The sequence below is a fragment of the Bacillus sp. 2B09 genome (assembly GCF_003946835.1).
In the GTDB taxonomy this organism is placed as follows: Bacteria; Bacillota; Bacilli; order Bacillales; family Bacillaceae; genus Bacillus; species Bacillus altitudinis.
Genome location: NZ_RPSG01000002.1, coordinates 452,163 through 467,033 on the forward strand (window position 1 = coordinate 452,163; position 14,871 = coordinate 467,033).

The window sequence follows — 14,871 nt, forward strand, 5'->3', positions numbered from 1 at the left end:
TTATGAGACTAAAAAATCAATTTTTATTTGGGCTTATTGTCATATGTGTATTGTTTGTCAGTATTTTAGGATTTTCTAGCTTTATCTATTACAAAACAGATCAATCGTATAAAGCACTCCTCACCAAAGAAGTAAAGCTGTACCAGACCTCACTGGAATTAGAGACACTGCTACAAAAACAGGAAGCACAAATTAAAACGTACGTGGTTGTTCAAGATGCTGAAAATTTACAGAAGATTGAGCAAACATATGAAGAAATCAATAAGAAAACAACTGAAGCATCAAAAATGAGCACCGTTAAACAAGCAAAAAATCTGTTAGATCAAATTTCCGAAAAAAATTATCTTTACTACACCTCAACAAATCGATTATTTAATTCATTGAATATGCAAAATCAAAAAGAATTCAACACCCGCCTCAGTCAAGAATTACAACCTATCGAACAAGAAATACATACCTTTACAAAAGAATTTGCTCAAACACAATTGAAACAGCGTGATCAAAAAATCAGTCAGCTCAATGAAGAAAGTAACCAATTATTGCTGACGCTCATTCTCGTTAGCGCAGCGATTATAGTCGGCTTTTTAGTCATTGGCACAAGGTTTGTTCATCGTATGACAAAACCGATTGTCTCTGTCACACATGCAGCAAGAAGAATGGCAGATGGTGACCTCACACTTGAAGAGATTGAAGTAACCTCTAAAAATGAAATTGGCCAGCTCGGTACGGCTTTTAACCAAATGACCGCTCATTTGCGTCAGCTCATCCTACAGGTGCAAAATGGATCAAGGCAATTAGCCGATTCAGCTACTCAATTTGAAGAAACCATCAGTCAAACCATATCGGCTAGTGAACAGACGTCTAGCTCGATTGAACAGGTCAGTGAAGCTTCACGTGAACAATCGGATGCAGTAGGAAAAGTAGCTTCGGCGATTCAAGAAGTCTCGACTGGTATGCATAATGCGGCTGAACATACGTCTGATGTTTCGGGTCACTCAATTTCAGTGACTGAAAAGGCTGAAGAGGGCGCATCCCTCATTCAACAATTTGTGAAACAAATGAGTTCTATTAAGGAATCTGTGAATGAACATCATTCTACAATGGCCAATGTACAAGTACAGTTTACCGGCATTCAAGACCTGCTGGGGAATATTCATGCCATTGCAGATCAGACAAATTTACTTGCTTTAAACGCAGCCATTGAAGCAGCAAGGGCTGGGGAACATGGAAGAGGTTTTGCGGTTGTTGCAGATGAAGTCAGAAAGCTGGCAGAAGAATCAAGTCAGCTGACTGATCAAATTAGTCAGTTACTCGCCAACGTGAACAAAGATACTGAAAGGTCGTCTCAATCTATGACGAAAGTGGAACGAGATGTAGCAGAAGGTGTGAAAGTATCGCAATTGTCTGAACAGAGTTTTCAAGAAATTCTGGAATCCATCCGTGATATCTCGATGAAAGCAGAGGAGCTTTCTGCCACGACAGAGCAAATCTCAGCTAGTACAGAAGAAATTTCTCAAACAGTTGGTGTGATAGAAGAAGGAGCCAAGCGAAATTCTGAGGAAACAGAGTACATGTCGGCGGCTGTTGAAGAATCACTAGCGGCGAATGAGGAAATGAAAGCAGCTGCGGAAGATTTAAAATCTTTGTCTCAATCACTGAAAACATCTATTTCATCTTTCAAGATTTAACAGCGCCATGGTCTTTTTCAAGAATCAATCGAATATATATTCATCACCTATCAAGTAAAAGCTGAAGCACCGCAGGATTCGACAAATTTCAATAAAAATTCACATTTTTTTTACGTTTGAGCAGGAGAAAAGGAGGGAAAAGTAGAAATAAGTTTACATATCCTTAATTTTAAAGGAGGCGTTCTTTACATGAATTACAATGTCCGAGGAGAAAACATCGAAGTAACACCTGCACTAAGAGATCATGTCGAGAAAAAAATTGGAAAGTTGGAGCGTTATTTTGAGTCAGATGTTGATGCTTCAGTCAACGTGAACTTGAAATTTTACAACGATCAAGAATCTAAAGTTGAGGTTACCATTCCAATGACTGATCTAGCACTTCGAGCAGAGGTGCATAATGAGGATATGTACAATGCAGTAGACCTAGCAACCAGTAAATTAGAACGTCAAATTAGAAAACATAAAACGAAAGTGAACCGTAAATTCCGTGAGCAAGGTGCGAAAAAGCATTTATTTGCTGGAGGAAACGGTGCTTCCGAAGTAGCAGTTCAAGATGACGAAGAAATTGATGAAACAGAAATCGTCAGACAAAAACGCTTCAATCTAAAACCAATGGATAGCGAAGAGGCCATTCTCCAAATGAACATGTTAGGTCACAGTTTCTTTGTCTTCACAAATGCTGAGACAAATTTGACCAATGTGGTATACCGCCGAAATGACGGTAAATACGGACTCATTGAGCCGAACGCTTAATCATTCGTTCCTTTTGATCCGAAAATGACCTAAAAAAAGTAAACCCGCTCCCTTCATTAGGGGCGGGTTTTTTGTGCTAAATCATTGCAAATTCTTTGGAAATCAAGGAAGGTATGGTATGATAAATGCAGGTAAATATGGACCTGTCAAACTTTTGGACATGCCGAAAAATTGCATGAAATAGAGGAGCGTTATTATATGCTTGGAATCTTAAACAAAGTGTTTGATCCTACGAAACGTACGATCAGCCGATATGAAAAAAAGGCAAATGAAATCGAAGCTCTCGCTCAAGATTTTGAGAAATTATCTGACGAGGCTTTACGAAATAAAACGATCGAATTTAAAGAAAAACTTGAAAAAGGACAATCTGTAGACGACCTTTTGGTTGAAGCATTTGCAACGGTTCGTGAGGCTTCCCGCCGCGTGACAGGAATGTTCCCATTTAAGGTGCAGCTCATGGGGGGGATTGCCCTACATGAAGGGAATATCTCTGAGATGAAAACAGGTGAAGGTAAAACGTTGACATCAACGATGCCTGTTTATTTGAATGCTCTTTCTGGAAAAGGCGTCCACATTGTGACAGTCAACGAATATTTGGCAAGCCGTGATGCAGAGGAAATGGGCAAGATTTTCGAATTTCTTGGATTAACGGTTGGCTTGAACTTAAACAGTTTAGACAAAGATGAAAAAAGAGAAGCGTACGCTGCTGATATCACGTATTCAACAAACAATGAGCTTGGCTTTGATTATTTACGAGATAACATGGTGCTGTATAAAGAGCAAATGGTTCAAAGACCACTTCATTATGCCGTCATCGATGAAGTTGACTCCATCTTAATTGATGAAGCGAGAACACCTCTTATTATTTCTGGACAAGCTGCAAAATCGACGAAACTTTACGTACAAGCAAATGCCTTTGTTCGTACGTTAAAAATAGAAGACGATTTCACTTATGATATTAAAACAAAAAGTGTACAGCTGACTGAAAGCGGAATGACGAAGGCGGAAAAAGCATTTGGCATCGAGAACTTGTTTGATGTCAAACATGTTGCTCTTAACCACCATATCGCGCAGGCTCTTAAGGCACATGTTGCGATGCAAAAAGACGTTGATTATGTTGTGGAAGATGGTCAAGTCGTCATCGTTGACTCCTTCACAGGACGTTTAATGAAAGGACGTCGCTATAGTGAAGGTCTGCATCAAGCCATTGAAGCAAAAGAAGGTCTTGAAGTGCAGAATGAAAGCATGACACTTGCAACCATTACGTTCCAGAACTACTTCCGTATGTATGAAAAGCTATCTGGTATGACAGGTACAGCGAAAACGGAAGAAGAGGAATTCCGTAACATTTACAATATGCAGGTTGTCACAATCCCAACCAATAAACCGGTTGTGCGTGATGACAGACCTGATTTAATTTACCGCACAATGGATGGCAAATTTAAAGCAGTAGCTGAAGACGTCGCACAGCGTTATATGACAGGACAGCCGGTCCTTGTCGGAACTGTTGCGGTTGAGACATCTGAATTGATTTCAAAACTGCTTAAAAATAAAGGCATCCCTCATCAAGTGTTAAACGCGAAAAACCATGAGCGTGAAGCACAAATTATTGAGGAAGCTGGACAAAAAGGTGCCGTCACAATTGCGACAAACATGGCGGGACGTGGAACAGACATCAAGCTTGGCGAAGGTGTGAAAGAACTAGGCGGACTTGCTGTTATTGGGACAGAGCGTCATGAATCACGCCGTATTGATAATCAGCTCCGTGGGCGTTCTGGTCGTCAAGGAGACCCAGGGATTACTCAATTCTATCTCTCAATGGAAGATGAATTGATGCGCCGATTTGGTGCAGAGCGGACAATGGCGATGCTTGATCGCTTCGGCATGGATGACTCTACTCCAATTCAAAGTAAAATGGTCTCAAAAGCTGTTGAATCTTCTCAAAAACGTGTTGAGGGGAATAACTTTGATTCCCGTAAGCAGCTTCTGCAATATGATGATGTTCTTCGTCAACAGCGTGAAGTCATTTACAAACAGCGTTTTGAAGTCATCGATTCTGATAACTTGAAATCGATTGTGATCAATATGATTCAATCGTCTATTGAGCGGGCTGTTGGATCTTACACGCCGAAAGAAGAACTTCCAGAAGAATGGAAACTAGATGGTCTTGTTGAATTAATCAACATGAACTATTTAGATGAAGGTGCCATTTCGGTCAAAGATATCTTCGGTAAAGAAGCAGATGAGATCACCGAATTCATCATGGAGCGGATTAAAGAGAAATATGATGCAAAAGAAGAGACATTTGGCGATGAACAAATGCGTGAATTTGAAAAAGTCATCGTTCTTCGTGCAGTAGATTCGAAGTGGATGGATCATATCGATGCAATGGATCAGCTGCGTCAAGGAATCCATTTACGTGCATATGCACAAACCAATCCACTTCGTGAGTATCAAATGGAAGGATTTGCGATGTTTGAGCATATGGTCGCTTCAATTGAAGATGACGTCGCTAAATATGTGCTGAAATCAGAAATCCAAAACAACCTAGAACGTGAAGAAGTCGTTCAAGGACAAACAACTGCTCATCAACCTCAAGAAGGCGATGAGGAGAAAACAGTGAAGAAAAAGCCGGTGCGTAAAGTGGTGGATATCGGAAGAAACTCACCATGTCACTGCGGAAGCGGCAAGAAATATAAAAATTGTCATGGGAAGACAGAATAAGTAATGGAAAGAGGTGAAAACCTCTTTCTATTCATGTCAGCCCCCATACATCTATGAGGTGAAGGATATGGAATTAGTAGAAATTAGACAAGAGCTTGAAAATATGGCTAGCAGGCTAGCTGATTTTAGGGGGTCTCTTTGACCTAGAAACAAAAGAAGTCAAAATCGCAGAGCTTGAAGCGACGATGTCAGAGGCTGATTTTTGGAACGATCAGCAAAAGGCTCAAGGGGTAATCAATGAAGCCAATGCACTAAAGGATTCTGTGAACTCCTATCATGAACTCAGTGAATCGCATGAAGAACTACAAATGACACATGACTTATTAAAGGAAGATTATGACGAGGAGCTTCATGCAGAGCTTGAAAAAGAGCTGAAGAACTTAACGAAGCAGTTTAATGAATTTGAGCTACAGCTTCTTTTAAGCGAACCTTATGATAAAAACAATGCCATTCTTGAGCTTCACCCAGGTGCAGGTGGTACTGAATCACAGGACTGGGGATCGATGCTCCTCAGAATGTATACCCGCTGGGCAGAGCGCAGAGGCTTTAAGGTTGAAACCCTTGATTATCTTCCAGGGGATGAAGCGGGAATTAAGTCTGTGACATTGCTGATTAAAGGACATAACGCTTACGGTTACTTAAAAGCAGAAAAAGGTGTCCATCGTTTAGTCCGTATTTCTCCATTTGATTCATCTGGCCGTAGACACACATCTTTCGTTTCCTGTGATGTCATGCCAGAATTTAATGAAGAAATTGATATCGATATTCGTACAGAGGATATTAAGGTGGATACGTATCGTGCAAGTGGTGCAGGGGGTCAGCACGTCAATACGACGGACTCTGCGGTTCGTATCACACACATCCCAACAAATGTCGTCGTGACGTGCCAAACGGAAAGATCCCAAATCAAAAACAGAGAACGTGCAATGAAAATGCTGAAATCTAAGCTTTATCAAAAACGGATCGAAGAACAACAGGCGGAATTGGATGAAATCAGAGGAGAACAGAAAGAAATTGGCTGGGGAAGCCAAATTCGCTCGTATGTCTTCCACCCATATTCCCTTGTAAAAGACCATCGTACCAACACGGAGATGGGAAATGTTCAAGCGGTGATGGATGGAGATTTAGATTCCTTTATCGATGCGTATTTACGTTCAAAATTATCATAAAAACTCGGCTTCTTGCCGGGTTTTTTTAATTGTGAGAAAATATAATGAATATAAAGGAATACATATGCCATACTGACTCTATATCCTTTGTATGATGAAATTAGCAATTAAAGGGGGAAATAATTTGGGATTAAAACCATTACAAGAGACGTGGGATTTAGATGCCTTTTTTAAAGGAGGCAGTTCTTCATCAGAATTTATCACATACTTAGAGCATATACAGCAGCTATTAGATGAGTTACGACAAAAGGTAGATGCCTTTTCAAAAGAAGATACACAAATTGAAAAAAAGTTAACAGCTGTCCTTGAAACGTATGAAATCACATATAAAAAATTAGCACAAGCAGGTTCATTTGTATCTTGTCTACAATCTCAAAATACAAAGGATATGAAGGCGGGCAGCCTCCGGGGGTCCATTGCCAAGCTGGAAGCTGAATTAGGAACCATTCTAGCCGGGTTTGATCAATCACTTGCTGCGATTCCCACTAGCCAGTGGGAAGAATTAATGGATTCAGCCGCTTTTTCAGATGTTAGTTACATATTAAATGAACGAAGAGAACATGTGAAAGATCAACTGCCTGTTGAACAGGAAACACTCATTCAAAAGCTAGCAGTAGATGGGTATCATGCGTGGGATGAACTTTATTCTAGCTTGGTGAACAAAATTACCATTCCATTTGAGCAAAATGGTGAAACACAAATGATCTCTGTAGGCCAAGCAGAAAATGCGATGGATGATTCAGACCGTGAAGTGAGAAAAGCCGTGTATCATAATTTAGAACATGCATGGACACAGGATGAACATTTGTTTGCAAGCACACTCAATCATCTCGCTGGTTTTCGTCTACAAGTATATGAAGCCAGAGGATGGGATCATATATTAAAAGAGCCTCTTGATATTTGCCGGATGAAACAAGAGACGCTCGATACAATGTGGTCTGTTATTGATGAACATAAACAGCCATTCATTGAATATTTACAACGTAAAGCTGACATGCTTGGGGTTGATAAACTGAGCTGGTTTGATGTGGGGGCGCCTATTGGAAGTGAGACAAAGACCTATTCTTATCAAGACGCAGCCGCTTTTATTATCAAGCATTTCGCAGGGTTTGGAAAAGAGCTTGCTGCTTTTACTGAAAAAGCTTTTAATGAACGCTGGGTAGAAGCTGAGAATCGCCCAAACAAACGAGTGGGCGGTTTCTGTACGAATTTCCCTGATAGCGGAGAATCACGTATTTTTATGACCTTCTCAGGGACTCCATCCAATGTAGCGACACTAGCACATGAGCTTGGTCATTCGTTCCATCAGGAAGTCATGCAGGATGTTCGGATGTTGAATCGTAAATATGCGATGAATGTAGCTGAAACTGCGTCGACATTCGCTGAAATGATTGTGGCAGATGCTTCATTAAAAGAGGCGGCCAATGAAGAAGAGCGTCTCAGTTTGCTAGAGGATAAGCTGCAGCGCAGTGTGGCATTCTTTATGAATATTCAATCACGCTTCTTATTTGAACAACGTTTTTATGAAGAGCGCAAACAAGGAGAAGTGCCAGCTGACCGCTTGAATGAGTTGATGGTAGAAGCACAGAAGGAAGCCTTTGGCGACTCTTTAGATGAATACCATCCGCATTTCTGGGCGTCTAAACTGCATTTCCATATTACAGGTGTCCCGTTTTATAACTTCCCTTACACCTTCGGGTACATGTTCTCGTTAGGTATTTATGCAAAAGCATTGCAGGCTGGGGCATCATTTGAAGAGAAATATATTGCGCTATTAAAAGATACAGCGTCAATGACTGTAGAAGATTTGGCATATAAGCACCTAGGTGTCGACCTGACTCAAAAAGCATTTTGGGAAGAGGCCATTTCACTGGCTGTGGCAGATGCTGAAGAGTTTTTAGAAGCGACGAAGGCATAAAAAATGAAAAGCTCCCATTACGGGAGCTTCAGCGTGTAGACAAACCCTCGCATTCTGTGTCAGTCCTGCGCTTCGGTGCTCACGAATGTCAAATTCGCTCCGCTCCGATGCTCGTCCTTCCTAGGGCTGCAAAGGTTTTCAATCACGCTGAAAAGAAGACAAAGGGCTAAAATCAAGTTCATTTTAGCCCTTTGTCAAAAATCTTGCAGCTCCCATTAAGGGAGCTTTTTTGCTGGTTTTACCCATTCCAGCATCGTCTGAACGATGTCTTTTTGTTGCGTGAGGACTGGAATGTCTGCAGGCTGATCCCCTTTTTGTTTGCCATACATGCCAAATTGAGCATGATTACCGCCTTTTATCTCATGATACACCGTTTGAGAAGGCAGCTGCTTTTTCGATTTTTTGATTTTTTCTCGTGTTGCGAGACCATCTTTTTCGCCTGATATAGATAATACTTGCAAGGAAGCCTGTTTCAAATCATCTGATGCAGGATAGGAGGCAAGGAAAAAGAGGCCGTCCAGCTTGCTTTGATTTTTCACTGCATACATAGCGGCAGCTGTTCCGCCTAGCGAATGTCCGCCAATGTACCAATGCTTGATGGCCGGATGACTTTTGAGGATATCCTCTGCCTTCTTCGTATTAAAAATCGCGAAGGAAAATGGCATGTCTGGGATAAAGACCGAATAGCCTTTCTTCATCAGCGCATTCCCTAGATAGGCATACGCAAGAGGTTCAACTTTTGCGCCAGGATATAGAATGATGCCAGTATCGCTTTTTGATGCTTCAAATGAATATACCCCATTTTTATGATCGACCTGCTCAATCTTCATCTGCTTTTTTAACGCTTCCGATGGTCCATATGTAAAGCGGCTCCATGTATAGAAAGCACCAAAAGCTAAGATGATGAGTGCAAGTAATGTAATACCGGTGATCTTCAGTATTTTCTTCATCGTATGTCCCTTCTTTCTCATGTACATATTAAATATACCATCATTTACTCTTCTGCCAAACGGCAAGTACGCTGATCCGGCTGTGTGATAAAGTATTAATCCATTAGCACTGCATTTGGCTGTTATTTACAATCTGAATGAGAGGGCTTAAAATAGGTGTGCATTCAGAAGTAACGGAGGAAGAAAGACATGAAGCAGGAACATTCTCAACTTTGGATTGAAGTGAAAAATTATGTACTCATTTTAATAGGATCAGCCATCGTGGCGATTGGCTTTAATACGTTATTATTACCAAATCAGATTGCTGCTGGCGGGGTGAGTGGAATCAGTACCATTATGCAGTCATTCGGTTTTGAAGCTGCATATGTACAATGGGGTCTCAATATTCCGCTCTTTATCGCAGGCTTTTATTTATTAGGTGGAACATTTGGGGTAAAAACGCTCGTTGGTTCTGTTTTTTTACCTTTAATGGTGTTCTTAACAAGACACATTGCTCCTGTCACCCATGAAGCACTGCTTGCCGCAATATTTGGCGGTGTAGTGATTGGGATCGGAATTGGGCTCGTTTTCCTCGGCAATGGTTCAACGGGAGGAACGGCACTTGCGGCCAAAATCATCAATAAATATACAGGGCTGACGTTAGGTACTTGTTTAGCGATGATGGACGGTTTGATTGTTTTGGCGGCCATGACTGTTTTTGGGATTGAAGAAGGACTGTACGCTGTGATCGGAGTGTTCATTTCTAGTAAGACGATTGATGTGGTTCAGGCAGGCTTTAGTCACTCGAAGATGGCCATGATTATTACGGGTCATGAGGATGAGGTCAGACAGGCGGTGTTTGATCAAATTGATCGTGGTGTAACGAAGATTTCAGCAGTAGGTGGGTACACCGACCATGATCGGCCTATTTTAATGTGTGTTGTAGGGCAGTCACAATTCACAAAGTTGAAACAAGTGGTAAAAGCGATCGATGCATCAGCGTTTGTCATCGTCATGGATGCAAAAGAGGTGCTGGGTGAGGGTTTTAAAAGGGCGTAAACAAGGATATAATAACGTTGACCAAATGATTGTAAGGGAGGGAAATACATGAAAAAGAGCGGATTAACGCTTCTTTTTGTCGCTATGCTTTTTGTACTTGCGGCCTGTGGAGGAAATTCAAGCAGCAGTGACAAAGAAGGCAGTAAAAGTGCTTCAAGTGTGAGCAGTGGTGAAGAGATTTATCAGCAAAACTGTATTGGCTGTCATGGAAAAGACTTATCTGGCGGAGGCGGCCCAAGCCTGAAAGAAGTCGGGAAGAAATATAATGAAAGCCAAATTGCAGATATTGCCCAGAACGGTAAAGGATCTATGCCAAGCGGAATGGTAGATGAAAAACAAGCAAAAGAAGTCGCCAAGTGGCTTGCAGAGAAAAAATAAAACCTTTGTCTAATCGACAAGGTTTTTTTATTTTCTATTTGTAGAAAAAGACTTTTGGATAGTATGAAAACGTATTATATTAAATTTTATTTAAAAAATAAGGGTAAAAAGACATGTTTTTCGGTTTTGGTTGCTCTATTTACCTTTTATTTATAAGTTTTGAAATATAAATGTAATACCATTGCGTCGATTCATGACGTATAATTGGAGTTGTTGAAATTTAGACGATTCAATTTTTTCATCTTTTTGGATGAAAAGGACATAAATTGCTTGTGCGTATCGAAGGGTATGTGCGTGACCATACATAACGTTTTTTGACGAGAAGTGTCAGAACATCATGATAAGCTGTTTGACAGCGAATAAGAAAAGATTAGGTGATTACATGATTGAAATGAAGGAAGTCTATAAGATCTATCCTAATGGTGTAAAGGCGATCAATGGAATCAATGTCTCTATCCATCCAGGAGAGTTTGTGTATGTTGTTGGTCCCAGTGGTGCTGGTAAATCCACGTTCATTAAAATGATGTATCGTGAAGAGAAGCCAACAAAAGGGAAAATCTTAATTAATAACAAAGATTTAGGCTCGATGAAGGAAAAAGAAATTCCTTATGTGAGAAGAGAAATTGGCGTAGTATTCCAAGATTTCAAACTGCTTCCAAGTCTTACGGTCTTTGAGAACGTGGCATTTGCTCTTGAAGTCATTGGTGAACAGCCAAGTATTATTAAGAAAAAAGTGCTTGAAGTACTTGATTTGGTGCAATTAAAGCACAAAGCTCGTCAATTTCCAGATCAGCTTTCCGGCGGTGAACAGCAGCGTGTATCGATCGCTCGTTCGATCGTCAATCATCCTGAGGTTGTCATTGCAGACGAACCGACAGGAAACCTTGATCCAGATACTTCATGGGAAATCATGAAGACACTGGAAGAGATTAATAACCGCGGAACAACAGTCGTCATGGCGACACACAACAAAGAGATTGTAAACAGCATGAAGAAACGCGTCATCGCAATCGAAGATGGAATGATTGTGCGTGACGAAGCAAGAGGGGAGTACGGAATTTATGATTAAAACTCTCTCGCGGCATTTACGTGAGAGCTTCCGTTCACTTGGAAGAAACACGTGGATGACATTTGCATCAATTAGTGCGGTCACTGTCACATTGATTTTAGTTGGGGTTTTTCTTGTTATTATGCTCAACTTGAATAACATGGCATCGAACGCTGAGAAAGAAGTAGAAGTAAAAGTTCTCATCGATTTAACTGCGAATCAAAAGCAGCAGGATGAATTAAAAGCAGAAATTGAGAAGATTCCTGAAATCAGTGATGTGAAATATTCATCCAAGGATGATGAACTAAAAGCACTGATTAAAAGCTTTGGTGAAAATGGACAATCTATGGGACTGGTTGATCAAGAAAACCCATTAAATGATGCGTTTATTGTGAAAACAACAGATCCCCACGATACACCAAAAGTAGCGAAGAAATTAGAAAACCTAAAAGGGACGTATAAAGTCACTTATGGAAAAGAAGAGGTCAGCCGACTCTTTAATGTTGTCGGAGTGGCACGTAATGTCGGCATCGCACTTATTATTGGGCTTTTATTTACAGCGATGTTCTTGATTTCCAATACGATCAAAATTACGATTTTTGCTAGACGTAAAGAAATTGAGATTATGAAACTAGTAGGTGCAACGAACTGGTTTATCCGCTGGCCGTTCTTCATCGAAGGATTACTACTTGGTGTATTTGGCTCGATTATACCAATCGCTGTATTGCTTGGCACGTATCAATATGCTGTCGGCTGGGTGGCGCCAAGGGTACAAGGTTCATTTATTTCAATGCTTCCATACAATCCGTTTGTCTATCAAGTATCACTGATCCTTCTATTGATCGGTGCCATTATCGGTGTGTGGGGAAGTTTAACGTCCATCCGTAAATTCTTGAAAGTATAAATCTATTTATATTGATGGCAGCACTCGAAGATTCTATAGAAGGTGTGACCGGTTGATCCAATTCATCCGGTCGACTCTTCATGTCGACAGTTGTCATGGGAGGGGAATATCGTTTTGAAAAGAAAGCTGATAATGGCTGGAATGGCAGCGTTTATTGGAACAACGTGGCTATACATTCCAGGGAACGAAAATCGTGCATTCGCATACGAAGACCTAGATCAAAAACGTCAACAAATTGAAGAGAAAACATCGAAGACTGAATCAACCTTGAAGAAAAAGAAATCAGAACTGGCAAAGCTTGAAAAGAAAGAATCAAAGCTAAAGCAAGAAATTGAAAAAATTGACCAAAAAGTAAGTGCCGCAACTGAAAAAGTCGCTGAAAAAGAAAAAGAGGTCAAACAGACGAAACAAGAGATCAAAAAACTAAAAAAAGAGATTGAAGTCATCAACGAGCGAATTGAAAAGAGAAAAGCGATTTTCAAAGATCGAATTCGTTCTATGCAAAAAAGTGGCGGTACAATCAACTATTTAGATGTGCTGCTAGGTGCTCGTAGCTTTAGTGATTTTGTCAGTCGTGTGGGAGCTGTTACAACCATCGTCGAAGCAGATAAAGACATGATTACAGAACACGAAAATGATTTGGAGCTAGTAGAGCAAAAAGAAGCAGAGCTAAATAAACAGCTAAGTGGACTTGAAACATCTTTGAAAGAGCTTGAAACGTTGAAAAAGGACCTATCTAAACAGCAAAAAGAAAAAGGAAAAGTCCTTGGTCATGTAACGGAAGAAAAAGAACATGCACATGATGAACTAGGAAAGCTTGAAAATGAACAAGAAATTTTAGCGAATCAAAAAGCGGCGGTAAAGTCTGAAGAGGCACGCCGTCAAAAAGAAGAAGCGAAGAAAGCAGAACAAGCAGCTGCTGAAAAAAATGCACCTGCACCAAGTGGAGGATCTGATCAAGTGTCAGATACACCAACAAGTAGCTCAGGTTTCATTAAACCAGCTGCAGGCCGTTTCTCATCAGGCTTTGGCGGACGTTCTGGCGGACAGCATTACGGATTAGATATCGCTGCAAAAGGCACTGTATCTGTCGTTGCAGCCGCATCTGGAACAGTCACGAACTCAAGCTACTCGTCGAGTTATGGGAACGTGGTGTTCATTACACATAACATCAATGGCCAAACGTATCAAACGGTATACGCTCATCTTTCAACAAGAAGTGTGTCAACAGGTCAAAGAGTCGAGCAAGGTCAATTCCTTGGATATATGGGCAACACAGGTCAGTCTTATGGCCAGCATCTTCATTTTGAAATTCATAAAGGATTATGGAATGGCGCGAAATCAAATGCAGTCAATCCAGCGCAATATATCCGCTGACAAAAAGCCGATAACAGCATGTTATCGGCTTTTTTCATGTAGATGAAATTAAAATAACAGCAGTAATCCGGCAATAATAGGTGTTAAAAGCACAGCGGATTTTAATAACAGTTTTGGCGCAAGGCGTGTAAATTTTGCCCCAATAAAAGCCCCTAATACGGTACCGATTAAGATCTGAACGAGCAGGATAAAGTCAACATAGCCTTCTGAAATATAACCAATTCCACCGCCAATAGAGATTGGAATAATCACTAGCATCGTTGTGCCAACAGCTTGTCTAATAGACAGCTTCAGCAAAATCAAAAGCCCCACTTGAATAAATGGTGCTGATCCGATACCGAACATCCCTGAAAGCATCCCTGATACAAGGCCTAATATAATGCCCCTGATCAGCAATTGGCGTGAAGAAAGCGGCTGCTGTTCAGCATCTTCTTTTAGGACAAACAATTTGATCATCATAAAAACAGCAGATAAAAAGAGCATACCAGCTGTTAAATAGTGCAGGCTATCCTCTGGAATAAAAGGAGCCACTTTTGCTCCGGCAAATGAAGCAATACAAGCTAGTGCACCGACAATCAAACCTGATTTGAGCTGGATATTTCCTTCTCGGTAGTGGCTGTATGCACCAGATAAAGTCGTAAATGCCATAGCAGCTAAAGATGTTCCAAGTGCAGTATGGATTGGTACATCAAAGATTAACGTCAGCAATGCGATGACAAAACCAGCCCCGCCAGCTCCTACAAACCCTAGTAAAATTCCTAATAAAAGCATTGTCAATATAATATACATAGCGAAGACTCCTTCTCGATCGTAACAAAATAAAAATTACACCTAATGAAATGATTAGTCAAGCCTCCTTAGGAGAATGTCTTTACATGAAATCCCTTCTTCTGGCATATAATAACTCAGGTCATCAGGAAGAGT

General features: G+C 40.7%; 12 protein-coding genes. 10 read left to right on the plus strand and 2 right to left on the minus strand.

Going from position 1 to position 14,871, the window contains the following annotated elements; all coding sequences use genetic code 11:
- Nucleotides 1-2: 2 nt before the first annotated feature.
- From EBQ12_RS07250 to EBQ12_RS07270, 5 genes are all read left to right on the plus strand, one after another.
- A complete protein-coding gene (locus EBQ12_RS07250) occupies nucleotides 3-1,688 on the plus strand; it encodes a methyl-accepting chemotaxis protein (RefSeq protein ID WP_125589518.1) in 1,686 nt (561 codons plus the stop codon).
- A gap of 189 nt (nucleotides 1,689-1,877) precedes the next feature.
- Nucleotides 1,878-2,441 carry a ribosome hibernation-promoting factor, HPF/YfiA family gene (hpf, locus tag EBQ12_RS07255; protein WP_007499992.1) on the plus strand — a complete coding sequence of 188 codons (564 nt, stop codon included), beginning with the start codon at nucleotides 1,878-1,880 and terminating at the stop codon, nucleotides 2,439-2,441.
- Nucleotides 2,442-2,639: 198 nt separating this feature from the next.
- Complete coding sequence (secA, locus tag EBQ12_RS07260; RefSeq protein ID WP_125589520.1) at nucleotides 2,640-5,165, plus strand: preprotein translocase subunit SecA; 2,526 nt, start codon at nucleotides 2,640-2,642, stop codon at nucleotides 5,163-5,165.
- A gap of 67 nt (nucleotides 5,166-5,232) precedes the next feature.
- A protein-coding gene (gene prfB / locus EBQ12_RS07265) for a peptide chain release factor 2 (RefSeq protein WP_096881918.1) occupies nucleotides 5,233-6,334 on the plus strand; the annotation gives its coding sequence in 2 pieces (ribosomal slippage) (nucleotides 5,233-5,304 and nucleotides 5,306-6,334; 1,101 coding nt in all).
- Between the two features lie 124 nt (nucleotides 6,335-6,458).
- Entirely contained in the window at nucleotides 6,459-8,252 is a 1,794-nt protein-coding gene (locus tag EBQ12_RS07270) for a M3 family oligoendopeptidase (RefSeq protein ID WP_079920549.1), read from the plus strand.
- A 215-nt stretch (nucleotides 8,253-8,467) separates the two neighbouring features.
- On the opposite strand, the gene EBQ12_RS07275 is transcribed toward EBQ12_RS07270, so the two are convergent.
- On the minus strand, nucleotides 8,468-9,202 hold the full coding sequence (locus EBQ12_RS07275) for an alpha/beta family hydrolase (RefSeq protein WP_079919133.1): 735 nt from the start codon (nucleotides 9,200-9,202) through the stop codon (nucleotides 8,468-8,470).
- A 189-nt stretch (nucleotides 9,203-9,391) separates the two neighbouring features.
- Between EBQ12_RS07275 and EBQ12_RS07280 the strand changes: the two genes are divergently transcribed.
- The 5 genes from EBQ12_RS07280 (at nucleotide 9,392) to EBQ12_RS07300 (ending at nucleotide 13,947) form a co-directional block, all read left to right on the plus strand.
- A complete protein-coding gene (locus EBQ12_RS07280; protein WP_079919134.1) occupies nucleotides 9,392-10,240 on the plus strand; it encodes a YitT family protein in 849 nt (282 codons plus the stop codon).
- Between the two features lie 48 nt (nucleotides 10,241-10,288).
- The gene (gene cccB, locus EBQ12_RS07285; protein ID WP_008348231.1) at nucleotides 10,289-10,618 is read left to right on the plus strand and encodes a cytochrome c551; all 330 of its coding nucleotides are present in this window, start codon (nucleotides 10,289-10,291) and stop codon (nucleotides 10,616-10,618) included.
- Between the two features lie 382 nt (nucleotides 10,619-11,000).
- Complete coding sequence (gene ftsE, locus EBQ12_RS07290) at nucleotides 11,001-11,687, plus strand: cell division ATP-binding protein FtsE (protein ID WP_008348229.1); 687 nt, start codon at nucleotides 11,001-11,003, stop codon at nucleotides 11,685-11,687.
- The gene (gene ftsX, locus EBQ12_RS07295; RefSeq protein ID WP_024719915.1) at nucleotides 11,680-12,570 is read left to right on the plus strand and encodes a permease-like cell division protein FtsX; all 891 of its coding nucleotides are present in this window, start codon (nucleotides 11,680-11,682) and stop codon (nucleotides 12,568-12,570) included. The genes ftsE and ftsX overlap by 8 nt, the downstream gene beginning before the upstream one ends.
- A 114-nt stretch (nucleotides 12,571-12,684) precedes the next feature.
- Complete coding sequence (locus tag EBQ12_RS07300; RefSeq protein ID WP_125589522.1) at nucleotides 12,685-13,947, plus strand: murein hydrolase activator EnvC family protein; 1,263 nt, start codon at nucleotides 12,685-12,687, stop codon at nucleotides 13,945-13,947.
- A 48-nt stretch (nucleotides 13,948-13,995) separates the two neighbouring features.
- Here the strand turns inward: EBQ12_RS07300 and EBQ12_RS07305 are convergent, their stop codons facing one another.
- Complete coding sequence (locus tag EBQ12_RS07305; RefSeq protein ID WP_008348223.1) at nucleotides 13,996-14,736, minus strand: sulfite exporter TauE/SafE family protein; 741 nt, start codon at nucleotides 14,734-14,736, stop codon at nucleotides 13,996-13,998.
- Between the last annotated feature and the right edge of the window lie 135 nt (nucleotides 14,737-14,871).

Excerpts from the sequence above, each read along its gene's own strand:
- EBQ12_RS07275 (WP_079919133.1), bottom strand. The coding sequence starts at position 9,202 with ATGAAGAAAATACTGAAGATCACCGGTATTACATTACTTGCACTCATC.
- EBQ12_RS07250 (WP_125589518.1), top strand. The coding sequence starts at position 3 with ATGAGACTAAAAAATCAATTTTTATTTGGGCTTATTGTCATATGTGTA.
- secA (WP_125589520.1), top strand. The coding sequence starts at position 2,640 with ATGCTTGGAATCTTAAACAAAGTGTTTGATCCTACGAAACGTACGATC.
- ftsX (WP_024719915.1), top strand. The coding sequence starts at position 11,680 with ATGATTAAAACTCTCTCGCGGCATTTACGTGAGAGCTTCCGTTCACTT.
- ftsE (WP_008348229.1), top strand. The coding sequence starts at position 11,001 with ATGATTGAAATGAAGGAAGTCTATAAGATCTATCCTAATGGTGTAAAG.
- EBQ12_RS07280 (WP_079919134.1), top strand. The coding sequence starts at position 9,392 with ATGAAGCAGGAACATTCTCAACTTTGGATTGAAGTGAAAAATTATGTA.
- hpf (WP_007499992.1), top strand. The coding sequence starts at position 1,878 with ATGAATTACAATGTCCGAGGAGAAAACATCGAAGTAACACCTGCACTA.
- cccB (WP_008348231.1), top strand. The coding sequence starts at position 10,289 with ATGAAAAAGAGCGGATTAACGCTTCTTTTTGTCGCTATGCTTTTTGTA.
- EBQ12_RS07305 (WP_008348223.1), bottom strand. The coding sequence starts at position 14,736 with ATGTATATTATATTGACAATGCTTTTATTAGGAATTTTACTAGGGTTT.